Raw genomic sequence first — 15,167 nt, forward strand, 5'->3', positions numbered from 1 at the left:
ACAGCCAGGGAGAAGCCCGATGACCAGCACCTCCGAACAGCCGCTGATGGTGGCCCGGACGGCGGACACCGGCGAGGCCAACCCCTACCTGCTCGGCGTGTACGCCCCCGTCGGAGAAGAGATCGACGCGGAAGACCTGCAGGTCATCGGCGAAATCCCGACGGACCTCAACGGCGTCTACCTGCGCAACGGCCCCAACCCGCGGTTCGCCCCGGAAGGCCGCTACCACTGGTTCGACGGCGACGGCATGATCCACGCCGTCCACCTGGAGAACGGCAAGGCGCGCTACCGCAACCGCTGGGTCCGCACGAAGGCCTTCGAGGCCGAGTCCGCGGCCGGCAAGGGCCTCTGGACCGGCGTCATGGAGAACCCGGCGGACAACCCGTTCGGCAACCACCACGGCCTCGGGCTCAAGGACAACGCCAACACCGACGTCATCTTCCACCGCGGCCGCGTCCTCGCGACCTGGTACCTGTGCGGCTCGCCGTACAGCGTCGACCCGCTCTCGCTCGAGACGCTCGGCGCCGAAGACTTCCTCGGCACGCTGGTCGGCGACATGATGGCCCACCCCAAGGTCGACGAGGCCACGGGCGAGCTGTTCTGGTTCGACTACGGCCCGCGCCCGCCCTACCTGCGCTACGGCGTCATCAGCGCGGACGGCCGGGTCGTCACCACCACCGAGATCGAGCTGCCGGGCCCGCGCCTGCCGCACGACATGGCCATCACCGATCGCTACGCGGTGCTGATGGACCTGCCGCTGGTCCAGGACCTGCAGGCGGCGAAGCAGGGCCGCCACAAGCTGCACTTCGACCGCTCGATGCCGAGCCGCTTCGGCGTAATGCCACGCTACGGAGACGGTAGCCAGATCAAGTGGTTCGAAGCGAGCCCGTGCTACATCTACCACGTCGTCAACGCCTGGGAAGAGGGCGACGAAGTCATCCTCGACGTCTGCCGCGTGCAGAAGCCGGCTCCCCGGCCGGACGCGCACACGCCGCTCGCGAAGATGCTCTCCTACCTGCGGCTCGACGCCCAGCTCCACCGTTACCGCTTCAACCTGCGGACCGGCGCGTGCCACGAGGCGCCCCTCGACGACGCCAACACCGAGTTCCCGACCGTCGACTCCCGAGGCGTCGGTCGTGCGAACCGGTTCTCCTACGCGGTGCACATCTCGCCCGAGTCGACGCTGAAGTTCGACGGGCTCGTGCGCTACGACAATCTTGCCGGCTCCAAGACCGAATACCGGTTCGGTCCCGGTCGGTGGGGCAGTGAGGCGCCCTTCGCACCCCGCGATGGCGCATCCGTCGATTCGGCGGACGGTTACCTGGTGACGTTCGTGCAGGACGAGCGTGAGGGACGCTCGGAACTGGACATCTTCGACGCCGCCGATCTCGCTGCCGGACCCGTGGCCAGGGTCCTGTTGCCCCAGCGGGTCCCGCTCGGTTTTCACGCGACCTGGGTCCGGGCGGACCAGCTGGAAAACCTCCGTTCATGAAAAGCCATCGAGAGGGTCGCGCCCGGGACTTCCGGGCGCGGGGATGGTGGAGTGCGGAGACGATCGACCGGCTCGTGAAGGAGCGGGTCAGTGCCGACCCGGAGGGTCTCGCGCTGGTCGATCCACCGAACACCACCGCACTGGTCGGACGCGACCCGGTGCGGTGGACCTGGAACCGGCTCGACGAACGCGTCGACGTCCTGGCCGCGTTCCTGCTCGCCAGAGGGGTGCGAGCAGGTGACGTCGTGGCCGTGCAGCTGCCGAACTGCTCGGCCCTGGTGCAGGCGTTCCTCGCGATCGTCCGGATCGGTGCCGTGGTCACCCCGTTCCCGGTGTCCTACCGGGAGCACGAGATGGGTCCGATGTGCCGGCGCACCGGGGCTGTCGCGGTGGTGACCGCATCCAGATACGGCGAGCACGAGCTCGCCGGGGCGGCCCTTGGGCTATCCGGCGCTTCGGCGCCGTCGGTCCGGTTCGTCGTCGCCCGGGGGGACGACGAACCGGCCGGCGCCCTGGCCTGGCCCGAAGATCCACTGTCCACTGCGGAGCGAACCACTCTGGACGCCTATCTGTCCGAACTCGACACCGACGTCAATGACTGCGTGACGATCTGCTGGACGTCCGGCACCGAAGCCGAGCCGAAGGCGGTCCCGCGCTGCCACGGTGACTGGCTCGCCACGGCGGGCGGCTGCGCCCAGGCCGCGGGGATGACCCGCGCCGACGTCCTGCTCTCGCCGTTCCCCATGACGAACATGGCCGGCATCGGCGGGATGTTCCTGCCGTGGCTGCTGACCGGCGCGGTGTTCGTCCCGCACCACCCGTTCGACCTGCCGGTGTTCCTGGGGCAGCTGGCGGCCGAACGCGTGACGTACACGCTCGCGCCACCGGCGTTGCTGACCATGCTGCTGCACAACGAAAAGATCCTGTCCGGAGTGGACATCTCCGCCCTGCGGAAGATCGGGTCCGGCTCGGCGCCGCTCTCGCCGTGGCTCGTGCGCACCTGGGCCGAGCGGTACGGCATCGACATCATCAACTTCTTCGGCTCCAACGAAGGCACCGCGCTGCTGTCCGGCCCGGCCGACATCCCGGACCCGGACCAGCGCGCGAGCTACTTCCCGAACTACGCCTCCGCGGTCACCTGGTCGACGCCCGTCGCCGGCTGGACGTCGGTGCGGCTGCACGACCCGGTCACCGGCGAGCACGTGACCGAACCGGGGCGCCCCGGCGAGCTGCACATCGCCGGGCCGACGGTGTTCGCCGGCTACCTGACGTCGATGGGGGAACCCCTGGACACTTCGTCGTTCGACGAGGACGGGCACTTCCGCACCGGTGACGTCTTCGAGATCGCCGGCGAACGCGGGGAGTTCCTGAAGTACGTCGACCGGATGAAGGACCTGGTCATCCGCGGCGGCATGAACATCTCGCCCGCCGAGGTCGAGGGCCTGCTGGCCGGGCACCCGGACGTCGCCGACGTCGGCGTGGTCGGCGTGGTCGACGAGGTCATGGGCGAGCGGGTGTGCGCGGTCGTCGTGCCGGGCGCGCGGAAGCCGTCGCTCGACGAGCTGGTCGCGTACCTGCGCGAGAAGAAGGTGGCTGCGTTCAAGCTGCCGGAACGGCTCGAGTACGCCGACGCCTTGCCCCGGAACCCCGTGGGGAAGATCCTGAAGCGGCAGCTGCGGGAAAGTCTGGAGTGAGGCCATGACCGTGTTCGTGCTGGGCGGGGCGCAGACCGACTTCGCGCGCAACTACGCGAAGGAGGGGCGCGGGATCCTCGAGCTGTTCGCCGAGGTCGTGCCCGCCGCCCTCGCGGACGCCGGGGTTTCGGCCGAGGACGTCGAGGTCGCGCACGTCGGCAACCTCGCCGCGGAGCTGTTCACCGGCCAGGCCCAGCTCGGCGGGCTGCTCGTCGCGGCGGTGCCGGAGCTGGACGGGGTGCCGTCGACCCGGCACGAAGCCGCGTGCGCGTCCGGCAGCACCGCGGTCCTCGCCGCGTGCGCGGACATCGAAGCGGGTCGCTACGACCTGGCGCTGGTCGTCGGGGTCGAGCTGATGCGCAACGTCGACGGGCAGCGGGCCGCCGAGCACCTCGGCTCCGCCGCGTGGGCCGGGCACGAAGCCGTCGCCGCGAAGTTCCCGTGGCCCGCGCTCTTCGCCGACGTCGCTTCCGCGTACGACGAGAGGTACGGACTCGACCCCGAGCACCTCGGGCAGTTCGCGTCGCACGCTTTCGACCGCGCGGCCAGGAATCCCCTCGCCCAGGCCCGCGACTGGCGGTTCCCGGCCGGGGCGTTCGGACCCGACGACGAGCTGAACCCGCTGATCGAAGGCCGCCTGCGCAAGCAGGACTGCGGCCGGATCACCGACGGTGCCGCGGCGGTCCTGCTGGCTTCGCCCGCGTTCGCGCAGCGGCTCGGCGGCGGCTTCCCGCGCATCGCGGGCTTCGGGCACCGCACCTCCCACATCGGCCTCGCGGAGAAGCTCGCGTCCGACGGCGAGTACCTCTTCCCGCACCTGCGCGGCGCGGTGGTCGACGCGTACGAGCGCGCGGGCGTGGCCGGGCCGGACGCTCTCGACGTCGTCGAGCTGCACGACTGCTTCACGATCACCGGGCTCGTCGCGCTGGAGCACCTCGGCGCCGCACCGCCCGGCGACGGCGGCGAGTTCATCGCCGACGGCGGCCTCGACACAGCCGGGATCAACCCCGGCGGCGGCCTCCTCGGGCTCGGCCACCCGGTCGGCGCGACCGGCGTCCGGATGCTGCACGACGTCGCCCGGCAGGTGACCGGGACGGCGGGCGAGACGCAGGTGGAGGGCGCGCGCACGGCGTTGACGCTCAACGTCGGCGGCTCCTTCACCACGGTCGTCACGATGGTGGTCACCGCATGAGGCTTTCGGTGTCGCTGGGGCTCTGGCAGGACCGCCCGCCGGAGGAGGCGCTGGAAACCGCGCGCGCCGCCGAGGCCGCGGGTTACCGGGAGCTGTGGATCGGCGAGATGGCGACGTGGGACGCGTTCGCTTTGGGGACCGCGATCGGCGCGGCGACGTCTTCGCTGTCGCTGACGTTCGGACCGCTGGCGGTGACGGTCCGGGATCCGGCGACGATCGCGATGGGCGTCGCGTCGGTCGCCGCGCTGACCGGACGTCCGACCGGCGTCGCGCTCGGCACGTCCAGCGACGTCGTGGTGCGCGGCTGGCACGGGCGGTCCCGGGCCCGCGCCGCCACGGCGCTGGAGGAGTCGGCGATCGCCGTGCGGCAGCTGCTCTCCGGCGAGAAGTCCACTGTGGACGGCTCGGTGGTGGGCTCCCGGGGCTACCGGTTGCGGCTGGCCGCCCCGAAGTCGCCGGTGACGATCGCCGCGTTCGGGCCGCGCGCCCTCGACGTCGCCGCGCGCCACGCCGACCGGATGGTGGTCAACCTGGTCAGTCCCGCCGCCGCGGCTTCTCTGGTGCGGGGGCTGCGGGACGCGGCCGCGCGGGCGGAGGTCGCGCCGCCGGCGGTCGCTGCGTGGGTGGTCGGCGCGGTGGATCCGGGTCCGGCGGAGATCGAGCAGCTGCGCCGAGGTGTCGTCGGGTACCTGGCGGCGCCCGGATACGGCGAAATGTTCCGCGAGGCCGGGTTCGGAGGCCTTGTGGACTTCGCGCGCACCCGTCCGCACCCGCGTGAGCTGCTGGCCGCGGTGCCGGTCGAGGCGATCGCGACGGTGGGTCTGCTGGGTTCGCGCGAGGACGTCGCCGCGAAGGCGCGGGAGTACGCGGAAGCCGGGATCGACGAGCTGGCGATCGTGCCCGCCACCGGCGACGACGACCCCGGCGGCGCGAAAACTCTCGCCGCGTGTCGATCCGCGGTCGTCCCGTTCGACGCGTAGGCATGAACGAGCCGACGAAGACCAAGAACCTCGACCGGAACGGGCTTCCGGCACTGCCGTGGAGCCGGGCGCGCGACCTCCTCGCGACCCAGACCCCGAAGGAGAACCTGACCTTCTTCGTCGGGACCGTCCGTCCCGACGGCCGGCCGCACGCCGCCGGTGTCGGCGCGATCTGGGTCGACGACGCGCTGTACTTCGTGAGCGGGCCCGGCACGCGCCGGGCCCGCAACCTCGCGGCGAACCCGGCGTGCAGCGTCTCGGTACGCCTGAACGGACTCGACCTCACCTTGGAGGGCGAGGCCGAGCACGTCGCCGATCCCGCCACCCTCGACCGGGTCGCCGCCGTCTACCGCGAGGGCGGCTGGCCCGCGACGGTGGAAAGCGGCGGGTTCACCGCGCCGTTCATGGCGCCGAGCGCCGGACCCGCGCCGTGGTTCCTGTACCGGCTCCGGCTCACCCGGGCGATCGGCGTCGCCGGTGCCGAGCCGCACGGCGCGAGCCGCTGGGACTTCAGCCGCTGATCGCCGCGGCCACCAGCGCCCCGATGTGGCGCATACCGGTGGCGTTCGGGTGCAGCGGCGCCGCGACCGAGGTCGGGATCACGCTCTCGAACCACTTGACTCCCGGCAGCTTGCAGACGTCGTGCCCGATCGAGGCCGTGCGGACGTCCACGTACCGCGCGTTGTGCCCCGCGGCCTGCCGGGCCAGGGCGGCGTTCGTCTTGTCGACGCTGCCCTGGATGTAGTTCGCGTCGCGGGGAGTCAGTGGCGCGATCGGCCAGCACCCGTTGCGCGGCAGGTAAGTGCCGTAACCGGCCACGAACACGGCAGCGTTCGGCGCCTTCGCGTGGATCGCGTCCAGCAGCGCTCCCCACGTCGGCTCGAACGCGGCGATCTTCTCGGCCAGCTGGTCGTGGCCACCGGCGGTGTAGCGGTCGACGCAGTCCGGGTTGATGCCGGGCAGCAGGTTGATGCAGCTGGTCGCCGCGCCGACCAGGCCGACGTCGTTGCCGCCGATGGTCAGCGTGACCGTCTTCGTGGTCGCGCCGAGCGCGTCCAGCTGCGGCGGGACCGCGCCGGTCTCCGTCGACTGCGGTGCGTACATGTCCGCGGTCGTCGCCCCGGAGCACGTGACGTCCACGAGCGGGACGCCGAGCTGCTTCGCGGCGACGTGCGGGTAGTCCGCGAGCGACCGGAGGCAGCCCGGGGACGAGAGGTCCGGGGGCAGGATCAGCGGGCCGGCCGCGGCCGAGTCGCCGAGCGCCACGTACTCGCCGGCGACGCTCGCTTCGGCCGTGCCCGCGGTCGTCGCCAGAGCCGCGACCAAGATCGTGATGAACGCCGTTGTCCTCACTCGCACGCCGTCCTCCTTGACGTTGTGCCGATGGTTGGTCTCCGTGACACCATCGGCACCGAGGGTGCCCGGATTGATTGGGAATCCGGGCAGAGAACGAGGGGATCGGTTGTGACGGAGCACAAGCCGGGTGGCGACCTGACCCTCGGCGGGCAGCGCGTCCACGAGCGGCTCACGCGGGAGGAGCCCGACCTGGTCGCCCGGGTGCTGGCGCGGATCCAAGCCGAGGTCGCGGACTACCGGCGGCTCCCCGTCGAGGAGCTGGCCGGCGACATCGCGCGGATCACCCAGCAGACCGTGCGGGCCTTCGCCCGGTGCCTGCGCGAGGACCGCGACCTCAACGCCGCCGAGCTGCGGCAGATCGGCGCGTCCGCGGTGCGCCGGGCCGAAGAGGGCTTCCCACTGGAGGCGGTGCTGGCCGCGTACCACGTCGGCACGCGAGAGATCTTCGCCGTCGGCTCGGCCGACGCGGGCAGTGCGGACGTCGCCGATCTGCTGGAGGTCGCGGACCGGACGCTCGCGTTCGTCGGCACCGTCACCGGCGCCGTCACGCGCGGCTACCTGGAGGAGCTGCGCACGAAGATCGGGCAGGAGCACACCGCCCGCCGGACGCTGCTATCGGTGCTGGCCGACGGCGGTCCCGTCGATGCCGTCGCCCGCAGCGCCGGCATCGCGCTGCCGGCGCGGTACCTGGTCCTGAGCGTCGAGCTCGGCCCGCACGCCGACGAGGCCACCCCGGGCATCGACGCCGACATCGCGATCCGCCGGAAGCTGCGGCGGTTCCTGGCGGCGTTCGAACATTCCTGCGGTGATGGCGTGCTCGCCTCCTTGGACGGCCCGGGCGGGCTGGTGCTGCTGCCGCTGGCCGGGCGGCTGTCGGCGGTCCCGGAGTGGGGTTCCCTGCTGGGCACGGCCGGGCGCGCGGCGGGCGTGGACGTCCTGGCCGCGGCCGACACGGCGGCGCCGTCGGAGGTCCGCGAGGTGGCCGGGCGGACCGGCGAGGTGCTGGACGTGCTGCGGTGGTTCGGCCGCCCGCCGGGGCTGTACCGCCTCGACGACGTCCTGGTGGAGTACCAGCTGACCCGTCCGGGCGAGGCCCGCGACCGGCTCGCGGCGGTGCTCGCGCCGCTGGACGCGCACCCGGAGCTGGTCGAGACGCTCTCGACGTACCTGGAGCTGGACACGAACCGCCGCCGCACGGCGGCCCGCTTGCACGTCCACCCCAACACGGTCGACTACCGCCTGCGCCGCGTCCGCGACCTGACGGACATCGACCCGCTCCACCCGGCCGGCCTCCCGCGCATCATCGCGGCCCTGGCGGCCCGCCGAGCCTCACTCCCGCGCTGACGCGTCGACCCCCCAATCACACGTGTTGCCCCTCCAATCACACGTGTTGCCCCTCCAATCACGCGAGATGCCCCTCCAATCACGCGAATGACGCGCCCAATCACGCGAGTCCGCGTACCTGGACGGTCGGTTCGCTTGATCAGGCGCGGGACTCGCGTGATTGAAGGCGGAACTCGCGTGATTGAACAGCGATCTCGCGTGATTGGGGCGTCGACACGGGGTCGCGCGGGGCCGGGATGCGGGGCGCGGAAGAGCGGGACGCGAGCCGCGCGAAGGAGCCGAAGGCGACGAGCGCGGCGAAGGCCAGGGCGGCGAGACCGGCGGGCGCGGAAAAGGTGAGTTCGCCGGCCCGGCCGAGCACGAACCCCGAGTCCAGCGCCCACGCCACCGCCGCGACCCCGATCGCGGCGGCAACCGAACTCCAGAACGCGGTCAGCAGCACCACCGCGCCCAGCGTGACCAGCGCGTACCACGGATGACCCGTCGCCCCGCACAGCTCCGCCACCAGCACCGCGCCCACCGCAGACACACAGCCGAACGGGAACCCGAAGCCACCACTCATGCCGTCCAGGAAACGCCGCGAGAGCGCCAGGAGCATGAGCCAGGACACATTCCCTACGCCCCGGCCCCGGGATCTTGACGCGTTATTGACCCGTCACGCGGCCGATCGCGTCGACGACCACCGGCCACACCGCGCGCGGCAGGTTGTGGCCCATGCCCGGGATCACCAGCAGTTCCGCGCCCGGGATCGCCTCCGCCGTCGCCTTGCCGCCGCTGACGTCGATCAGCGGGTCGGCGTCGCCGTGCACGACCAGGGCCGGCAGCCGCACGGACCGCAGGCCCGACGTCCGATCACCGGACGCCAGCACCGCCGCCGCGTGGCGCAGCGTGCCCACCGGGTGGCGGGCGCGGTCGTAGTGCAGCGTCGCCTTGGCCAGCAGGAACGCCTCGTCGTCCGGGTAGCCGGGGGAGCCGAGCCGCCGGTAGCCGTCGACGCTGTCGGCCAGCGCCTGCTCGCGGGTCGACGCCGGTGGCCGGGCCAGCAGCGCCAGCGCCCACGGCTCGGCCCGCCCGACCGACGGGTCCCCGGTGGTCGACATGATCGACGTGACCGACAGCAACCGGTCCGGGTGGTCGATGGCCAGCTGCTGCACGATCATCCCGCCCATCGACGCGCCGACGACGTGCGCGCGTACGATGCCGAGCGCGTCGAACAGCCCGATCGCGTCGTCGGCCAGGTCCGAAAGGCGGTACGGCGCCGTCGTCAGGTCGCCGGCGGCCAGCGCGGCGAGGTCCGGCGCGGGCAGCTCGTCGAGCCAGGTGGAGAGCCCGACGTCCCGGTTGTCGTAGCGCACGACGAAGAACCCGCGGCCGGCGAGCAGCTCGCAGAACCCGTCCTCCCAGGTGATCATCTGGGCACCGAGGCCCATCACCAGGACCAGCGGCGGACCGTCCGGATCGCCGAAGGTGTCGTACTCGAGCTCGATATCGCCGGCCTGTGCGCGTGCCATGTCCCGATCCTGCCGTACCCGTGCGGCGCTGGCACCGGTCCCACCCGTGCGGTTACCGTTACGCCCCATGCCGACCTCATCCTCGGGTACCGGACAGCGCCCCCGGTCGCGAGCCGCGGCGGGACTGCCGGCGCTCACGGCCGACCGGATCATCACCGCGGCGACGACGCTGACCGGCGAACGCGGCCTCGACAACTGGACGCTGCGGGAGCTCGCCCGCGCGGTCGAGGCCTATCCGGCGGTGATCTACCACCACGTCGGTGACCGGGACGCGGTGGTGAACGCCGTCGTCGACCGGGTGGTCGGCCTGCTGGAGCTGCCCGACCCGGAACTGCCGTGGCAGGACTGGTTCACCGAGCTGCTGGCGAGCCTGCGCGCGGTCCTGCGGTCCTACCCGGGCTGTGCGAGACGGCTCGCGCTGTTCGGCCCGTCCGTCAAGGCGGCCACGCGCAGCATCGACGCCGGCATCGGGGTTTTGCTGAAGGCCGGCTTCGGCCGCGAGAGCCCGATGGCCTACAACCTGCTGCTGATGACCGCGTGCCAGTTCGTCGCGATGGAGGACGACCGCGACGGCGCGCTCGCGATCCGGATCGACAACACCGAGGAGTACGCCACCTACCGCGAGCGGGCGGACCTGCCGGGGATGGCCGAGCTGGGTGCCGCGATGCACGACCTGATGGGCGATCCCGACCTCGCCGCCGGATACTACGCCCAGGTGTACGACTACGCGGTCCGGCGCTGTCTCGACGGGCTCGCCCACCGGCTGGAAGAACTTCGCGAATCGGGCGGCGAAGGGTTGACAGCGACTTGACAGCGCTCCGGCGTACCGTGAGCGTGCGTCGGCGGTTCGTCCGCTGACCCGGAGCCCCTGGCGCCCTCCTCCCCCTCGTGGCGCCGGGGGCTTCGGTCTACGCGGGATCGCCCGGTTCCGCCTGGATCGCCGGGAAGATCTCGCCGACCAGCGTGACGAGCGACTTGGACAGCAGCAGGTGCACCTGGGCGCGGGTCAGCGACCCGCGCACGAGCCATTCCCGGCCGGCGGACTTCACCATCCCGCCGAACGCGCGCACGAGCGCGTTCAGTTCGGGGCCGTGTTCGCTTTCGCTGGACAGCCCGACGGCTTCGAGCACGCGATCGGCGGACTCGCGGTCGGCCTCTTCGAGAATGCGCTCGACCTCGAGATCGCGCCCGATGCCCTCCGGCGCGATCGCGGCCAGCCACATCCGTTCCTGGCTGGTGACCATGTCGAGGAACCACTCGATGGCGACGTCGGCCCGCAGATCGAGCGGCCCCTCCGGCAGGATTTCGACAGCGAGGCGCGGCACGGTCAGCGCGCGGCGGATGATTTCCAGGTACAGCTCGCGTTTGGTGCCGAAGTAGTGGTTGATCAACCCCCGCGCGACACCGGCCGCCGCGGCGATGTCCGAAGTGGACACTTCGGAGTAGGGACGTTCACCGAACAGCCGCGCCGCGCAAGCGAAGATCTGTTCCTTCCGTTCGTCCGGTTCCAGTCTTCGCCATCTCGGCGCCGGCTCGGTGTTCATGGTCCCATCGTCGCATGGCCCGCTGAGCAGGGCAGCTCAGTCTGCCGGGTACCACGATCGGGTCACGCTCAGTCCGGGAGCGTGATCGGCGCGAGGTCCTCGAAACAGTCCCCGGGACCCGGGTTCGCGGGGTCCGTCTCACCACCGAAGTGGTGCAGCACGCCCCAAACCGCGTTCAGCGCCGTCTGCACCGCGCCCTCCGCCCAGCCCGCCGTCCACGAGACGTCGTCACCCGCCAGGAACAAGCCTCGGTGACGCTCCGCCAAGACGTCCTGCATGAAATGCGTGAACAGCCGGTGCTGGTAGCGGTAGTGCCCGGGCAGGTTCGCCTTGAACGCGCCCATGAAGTGCGGCTCCGCCTCCCACGAGACCGTCACCGGGTCGCCGATGATGTGCCGCCGGACGTCGACGCCCGGGTAGATCTCGCGCAACGATTGCAGCATCACTTCGACGCGCTCGGTCACCGACAGCGGCAGCCACTTCAGCGAGTCGTCGGCCCACGTGTACGACAGGCAGATCACCGCGGGCGAGTCGGGAGTGGACCCCAGCAGGTACGTGCCGCGCGGCATCCGGTCGGTCAGCGTCATGCTCATCGTGTCGCGGCCGGTCGCCGGGTCGGGGTCGAGCCAGAACGGGCGGTCGACGGGGACGAACACCTTCGACGACTCCATGTAGTGCGTGCGCTCGATCGCCGTCCAGTGGTCGATCGGGAACAGCGCTTCGTCGCATTCGATCTTGGACAGCAGCATCCAGCTCTGCGCGGTGAACACCGCCGCCGGGTACGTCCGGATGTGCCCGGACGCGTCGGTCACCGTGATGTTGTTCGGCGCCGTGCGGTGCAGCCGCGTGACGCCCGGACGCGGTCCGCCCTCGTGCAGCGAAGCCAGCGACGTTCCGGCGGGCCAGAAAGCGACGTCCGACGGCGCGTGCTCCCACAGCCGCAGCGGGAGCTGGCGGCTGCCGCCGACGATGCTGCGGTGCTCGTCGTCGGCTCCGGTGTAGACCACGCGCAGGATTTCGAGGATGGAGTTGGGGAAGTCGGTGTCCCAGCCACCGGTGCCGAAGCCGACCTGCCCGAAGATCTCGCGGTGGCGGAAGGAGGCGAACGCGGGGGAGTCGCACAGGAACCCGTAGAACGTCTGGTTGTCCAGCTTCGGGACGAGCTCGTTCCACAGCCGCTTGATCGTCTTCGCGTCGCGGTCGCGGATCGCCGTCTGCATCTCGGCGAACGACGCGTGCTCGGCCAGGGTCCGGTCCCACGCGGCGGCGACGTCGGCGAACACCGCGGGCAGCTCGGCCGGCGTCCGCGCGTAGTGGCTCTGTCCCTTGAGGTCGACGACCGTGCTCGGCGTCTCCGGGGCCAGCGGGTTCGGGAACGGCGCCGTCTCGAGCCCGACCTTGTCGATGTAGTGGAACAACGCGGTCGACGCGGGCGGGAAGCGCATCGCGCCCATCTCGGCGACGACGTCGTCCGGGCAGCCGGGGAACCGCACGGTGCGCAGCCGTCCGCCGATTTCGGCGATCTCGTACACCACCGGCCGCAAGCCGAGCTTCATCAGCTCGTACGCGGTGACGATGCCGGAGAGGCCGCCGCCGATCACCGCCACCTCGGTGCCGTGCCGGTGAGCGGGCACCGAGCCCAGCCCGGCGGGGTGGGCGAGGTAGTCGTCGTAGGCGAACGGGAAGTCGGGGCCGAACATCGTGATCGGGCGGCCCGCGGGTTCGTCGTGATGGATCGCGGTCGGGACAGCGGAGGTCATGCGGTGGTTCCTCGGTACAGTTCGGGCCGCCGGTCGGCCAGGTGGGTGTTCTCCAGCCGGGACGCGGCGAGCGCGTCCCGGGTGACTTCAGCGGTGATCAGCGCGGGTCCCGCTCCGGCGCGGGCCAGTACCTCGCCGGTCGGGGCGACCACGCAGGAGCGTCCGCAGTAGGTCAGCTCCTGTTCGACGTCACAACGGTTGGCGTAGGCAACGAACAGCTGGCTCTCGTAGGCCCGCGCCGGCACCAGCGTGTCGGCGACCAGCTCGTACGGGCTCATCAAGGCCGTCGGCACGACCAGCAGTTCCGTGCCGGCCAGCGCGTGCGCCCGGACCAGCTCGGGGAACTCGACGTCGTAGCAGATCAGCAGCCCGACCCGGATCCCGGCGACGTCGGCCTGCACGACCGGCTCGTCACCCGGGGTGAACCACGCCTTGTCGAGGTCGCCGAACAGGTGCGTCTTGCGGTAGTTCGCCCGGCGCCGCCCGGCCGCGTCGACGAGCTGGACGCTGTTGTGGACGGTCCCAGCGTCCGCCTCCGGGTAGCCGTACGCCAGCGCGACGCCGGTTTCCCTGGCCAGCGCGGACATCCGTGCCGCGGTCGGGCCGTCGGCCGGTTCGGCGAGTTCGTGCGTCCGGGCGCCGATGTGGTAGCCGGTCGTGCTCATCTCCGCCGTGACGACGAGGTCGGCGCCGGACGCCCGGACCGCGTCCGGCAGCGCGTCGAACGGACCTTGGTGGATCGCGACCCTCATGCGAGCCTCGACCGCCGGATCCCGTACCCGAAGTAGATCAGCAGGCCCAGCGCCATCCAGGCGCCGAAGACGACCCAGGTGGCGCCGTCGAGGCTGAACATCATGTAGCCGCAGCACAGCACGCCCAGGAGCGGCGTCACCGGCGAGAGCGGGACGCGGAACGTGCGTGGCCGCTCGGGCTGGCGCCGCCGCAGCAGCAGGACGGCGATGTTGACCAGCAGGAACGCGAACAGTGTCCCGATGCTGGTGGCGTCGGCGAGCTTGCCGAGCGGGATGAACGCGGCCAGCACGGCGACGAAGCCCGAGACCACCAGCGTGTTGATCCGCGGCGAGCCCGACTTCTCATCCACTTTGGACAACGCGGGAGGCACCAGGCCGTCGCGGGACATCGCGAACAGGATGCGCGTCTGTCCGTAGAGGACGGTCAGCACGACGCTGGAGATGGCCACGATCGCGCCGACGGCGAGCAGGCCGGCCCAGAACGGGTTGCCCGACACGACGCTCAGCACGTGCGACAGCGCCGCCTCTTGGCCGTCGAACTCCTGCCACGGCAGCGCGCCGACGGCGGCCACGGCGACCAGGCAGTACAGCACGGTGACGATCCCGAGCGAGAGCAGGATCGCGCGCGGCAGGTCGCGCTGCGGGTTCTTCGCCTCCTCGCCGGCGGTCGACGCGGCGTCGAACCCGATGTAGGAGAAGAACAGCTTCGCGGCGCCGGCACTCATCCCGGCCAGCCCGAGCGGCAGGAACGGCGTGAAGTTCCGCGCCTTGACCGCGGTGAAGGCGATCGCGCAGAACAGCACCAGGGTCACGATCTTCACCGCGACCATGACGGCGTTGGCCCGCGCGCTCTCCTTCGCGCCGGAAAGCAGCAGGAGCATCGCGAGGACCACGACGACGATCGCGGGAACGTTGACGATCCCGCCGGACCCGGGCGGCTGGCTGAGCGCGTCCGGGATGGCGAAGCCGAACGCGAGCCGCAGCAGTTCGTTGAGGTACTGCCCCCAGCCGACGGCGACCGATGCCACCGAGACGCCGTATTCGAGGACCAGGCACCAGCCGCAGACCCAGGCGACCAGTTCGCCGAGCGTCGCGTAGGCGTAGGAGTACGACGAACCGGACAGCGGGATCATGCCGGCCAGCTCGGCGTAGGAGAGGGCGGAGAAGAGCGCGGTGACCCCGGCCAGCACGAACGACAGGACCACGGCCGGCCCGGCCACCGGGACGGCTTCGCCGAGGACGACGAAGATCCCGCTGCCCAGCGTCGCGCCGATGCTCAGCATCGTCAGCTGCCCGAGCCCGAGCGATCGCTTCAACGTGCCATGATCACTTTCGGCGACCAGATCGGCGACCGGTTTCCGCCGCACCGTCGCGGCCCGCAAAGTCATGCCGACGACGGTATCGGCCGTCTCCGGCGGACAAAACAGGAGAACATTGCGCGTACAGATGAATCACAGGTGATTCATTGCACAAGCCGCACGAATCCTGGCGAATCGTTCCGTGTGCGGTGAGGGGCATCACGCGTGTCCAGCGGGGCATCAC

The 15,167-nt window shown here is 71.4% G+C and carries 14 protein-coding genes; 7 read left to right on the top strand and 7 right to left on the bottom strand.

The genetic code is table 11. The features are described 5' to 3' along the window. The first annotated feature begins 19 nt into the window (after positions 1 to 19). Genes AA23TX_RS07445 through AA23TX_RS07465 form a run of 5 tightly spaced genes read left to right on the top strand, consistent with a single transcriptional unit; the run spans position 20 to position 5,879 of the window. Complete coding sequence (locus AA23TX_RS07445) at positions 20 to 1,492, top strand: carotenoid oxygenase family protein (protein ID WP_155541826.1); 1,473 nt, start codon at positions 20 to 22, stop codon at positions 1,490 to 1,492. Then, positions 1,489 to 3,186, top strand: coding sequence for a class I adenylate-forming enzyme family protein (locus AA23TX_RS07450; RefSeq protein ID WP_155541827.1), 1,698 nt, complete (start codon positions 1,489 to 1,491; stop codon positions 3,184 to 3,186). Before AA23TX_RS07445 ends, AA23TX_RS07450 begins: the two co-directional genes overlap by 4 nt. Positions 3,187 to 3,190: 4 nt before the next feature. Continuing rightward, a complete protein-coding gene (locus tag AA23TX_RS07455) occupies positions 3,191 to 4,378 on the top strand; it encodes an acetyl-CoA acetyltransferase (RefSeq protein ID WP_155541828.1) in 1,188 nt (395 codons plus the stop codon). Next, on the top strand, positions 4,375 to 5,358 hold the full coding sequence (locus AA23TX_RS07460) for an LLM class F420-dependent oxidoreductase (protein ID WP_155541829.1): 984 nt from the start codon (positions 4,375 to 4,377) through the stop codon (positions 5,356 to 5,358). Before AA23TX_RS07455 ends, AA23TX_RS07460 begins: the two co-directional genes overlap by 4 nt. A gap of 2 nt (positions 5,359 to 5,360) precedes the next feature. Continuing rightward, positions 5,361 to 5,879 carry a pyridoxamine 5'-phosphate oxidase family protein gene (locus AA23TX_RS07465; RefSeq protein ID WP_155541830.1) on the top strand — a complete coding sequence of 173 codons (519 nt, stop codon included), beginning with the start codon at positions 5,361 to 5,363 and terminating at the stop codon, positions 5,877 to 5,879. Here the strand turns inward: AA23TX_RS07465 and AA23TX_RS07470 are convergent. Beyond that, a complete protein-coding gene (locus tag AA23TX_RS07470) occupies positions 5,869 to 6,711 on the bottom strand; it encodes an SGNH/GDSL hydrolase family protein (protein WP_155544313.1) in 843 nt (280 codons plus the stop codon). The genes AA23TX_RS07465 and AA23TX_RS07470 overlap by 11 nt on opposite strands. 111 nt (positions 6,712 to 6,822) lie before the next feature. On the opposite strand from AA23TX_RS07470, the gene AA23TX_RS07475 reads away from it, so the two are divergent. Then, positions 6,823 to 8,058 carry a PucR family transcriptional regulator gene (locus AA23TX_RS07475; protein WP_155541831.1) on the top strand — a complete coding sequence of 412 codons (1,236 nt, stop codon included), beginning with the start codon at positions 6,823 to 6,825 and terminating at the stop codon, positions 8,056 to 8,058. 139 nt (positions 8,059 to 8,197) lie between these two features. Here AA23TX_RS07475 and AA23TX_RS07480 read toward each other — a convergent pair whose 3' ends face one another. Continuing rightward, positions 8,198 to 8,620 carry a hypothetical protein gene (locus tag AA23TX_RS07480; protein WP_155541832.1) on the bottom strand — a complete coding sequence of 141 codons (423 nt, stop codon included), beginning with the start codon at positions 8,618 to 8,620 and terminating at the stop codon, positions 8,198 to 8,200. 82 nt (positions 8,621 to 8,702) lie between these two features. Next, on the bottom strand, positions 8,703 to 9,569 hold the full coding sequence (locus tag AA23TX_RS07485) for an alpha/beta fold hydrolase (protein WP_155541833.1): 867 nt from the start codon (positions 9,567 to 9,569) through the stop codon (positions 8,703 to 8,705). 67 nt (positions 9,570 to 9,636) lie between these two features. On the opposite strand from AA23TX_RS07485, the gene AA23TX_RS07490 reads away from it, so the two are divergent. After that, positions 9,637 to 10,380, top strand: a complete 744-nt coding sequence (locus tag AA23TX_RS07490; protein WP_155541834.1) for a TetR/AcrR family transcriptional regulator — start codon at positions 9,637 to 9,639, stop codon at positions 10,378 to 10,380. Positions 10,381 to 10,477: 97 nt separating this feature from the next. On the opposite strand, the gene AA23TX_RS07495 is transcribed toward AA23TX_RS07490, so the two are convergent. The 4 genes from AA23TX_RS07495 to AA23TX_RS07510 form a co-directional block, all read right to left on the bottom strand. After that, entirely contained in the window at positions 10,478 to 11,113 is a 636-nt protein-coding gene (locus AA23TX_RS07495) for a TetR/AcrR family transcriptional regulator (protein ID WP_155541835.1), read from the bottom strand. 68 nt (positions 11,114 to 11,181) lie between these two features. After that, positions 11,182 to 12,873, bottom strand: a complete 1,692-nt coding sequence (locus AA23TX_RS07500; RefSeq protein ID WP_155541836.1) for a flavin monoamine oxidase family protein — start codon at positions 12,871 to 12,873, stop codon at positions 11,182 to 11,184. Continuing rightward, positions 12,870 to 13,625: a carbon-nitrogen hydrolase family protein gene (locus AA23TX_RS07505; protein WP_155541837.1), complete on the bottom strand. Its 756-nt coding sequence runs from the start codon at positions 13,623 to 13,625 to the stop codon at positions 12,870 to 12,872. Before AA23TX_RS07505 ends, AA23TX_RS07500 begins: the two co-directional genes overlap by 4 nt. Further along, positions 13,622 to 15,013 (bottom strand): amino acid permease, encoded by a 1,392-nt coding sequence (locus tag AA23TX_RS07510; protein ID WP_155541838.1) that lies wholly within the window; start codon positions 15,011 to 15,013, stop codon positions 13,622 to 13,624. Before AA23TX_RS07510 ends, AA23TX_RS07505 begins: the two co-directional genes overlap by 4 nt. Between the last annotated feature and the right edge of the window lie 154 nt (positions 15,014 to 15,167).

This window comes from Amycolatopsis camponoti (genome assembly GCF_902497555.1).
Classification (GTDB): Bacteria; Actinomycetota; Actinomycetes; order Mycobacteriales; family Pseudonocardiaceae; genus Amycolatopsis; species Amycolatopsis camponoti.

Excerpts from the sequence above, each read along its gene's own strand:
- AA23TX_RS07505 (WP_155541837.1), bottom strand. The coding sequence starts at position 13,625 with ATGAGGGTCGCGATCCACCAAGGTCCGTTCGACGCGCTGCCGGACGCG.
- AA23TX_RS07445 (WP_155541826.1), top strand. The coding sequence starts at position 20 with ATGACCAGCACCTCCGAACAGCCGCTGATGGTGGCCCGGACGGCGGAC.
- AA23TX_RS07495 (WP_155541835.1), bottom strand. The coding sequence starts at position 11,113 with ATGAACACCGAGCCGGCGCCGAGATGGCGAAGACTGGAACCGGACGAA.
- AA23TX_RS07450 (WP_155541827.1), top strand. The coding sequence starts at position 1,489 with ATGAAAAGCCATCGAGAGGGTCGCGCCCGGGACTTCCGGGCGCGGGGA.
- AA23TX_RS07480 (WP_155541832.1), bottom strand. The coding sequence starts at position 8,620 with ATGAGTGGTGGCTTCGGGTTCCCGTTCGGCTGTGTGTCTGCGGTGGGC.
- AA23TX_RS07455 (WP_155541828.1), top strand. The coding sequence starts at position 3,191 with ATGACCGTGTTCGTGCTGGGCGGGGCGCAGACCGACTTCGCGCGCAAC.
- AA23TX_RS07460 (WP_155541829.1), top strand. The coding sequence starts at position 4,375 with ATGAGGCTTTCGGTGTCGCTGGGGCTCTGGCAGGACCGCCCGCCGGAG.
- AA23TX_RS07490 (WP_155541834.1), top strand. The coding sequence starts at position 9,637 with ATGCCGACCTCATCCTCGGGTACCGGACAGCGCCCCCGGTCGCGAGCC.
- AA23TX_RS07500 (WP_155541836.1), bottom strand. The coding sequence starts at position 12,873 with ATGACCTCCGCTGTCCCGACCGCGATCCATCACGACGAACCCGCGGGC.
- AA23TX_RS07510 (WP_155541838.1), bottom strand. The coding sequence starts at position 15,013 with ATGACTTTGCGGGCCGCGACGGTGCGGCGGAAACCGGTCGCCGATCTG.
- AA23TX_RS07465 (WP_155541830.1), top strand. The coding sequence starts at position 5,361 with ATGAACGAGCCGACGAAGACCAAGAACCTCGACCGGAACGGGCTTCCG.
- AA23TX_RS07485 (WP_155541833.1), bottom strand. The coding sequence starts at position 9,569 with ATGGCACGCGCACAGGCCGGCGATATCGAGCTCGAGTACGACACCTTC.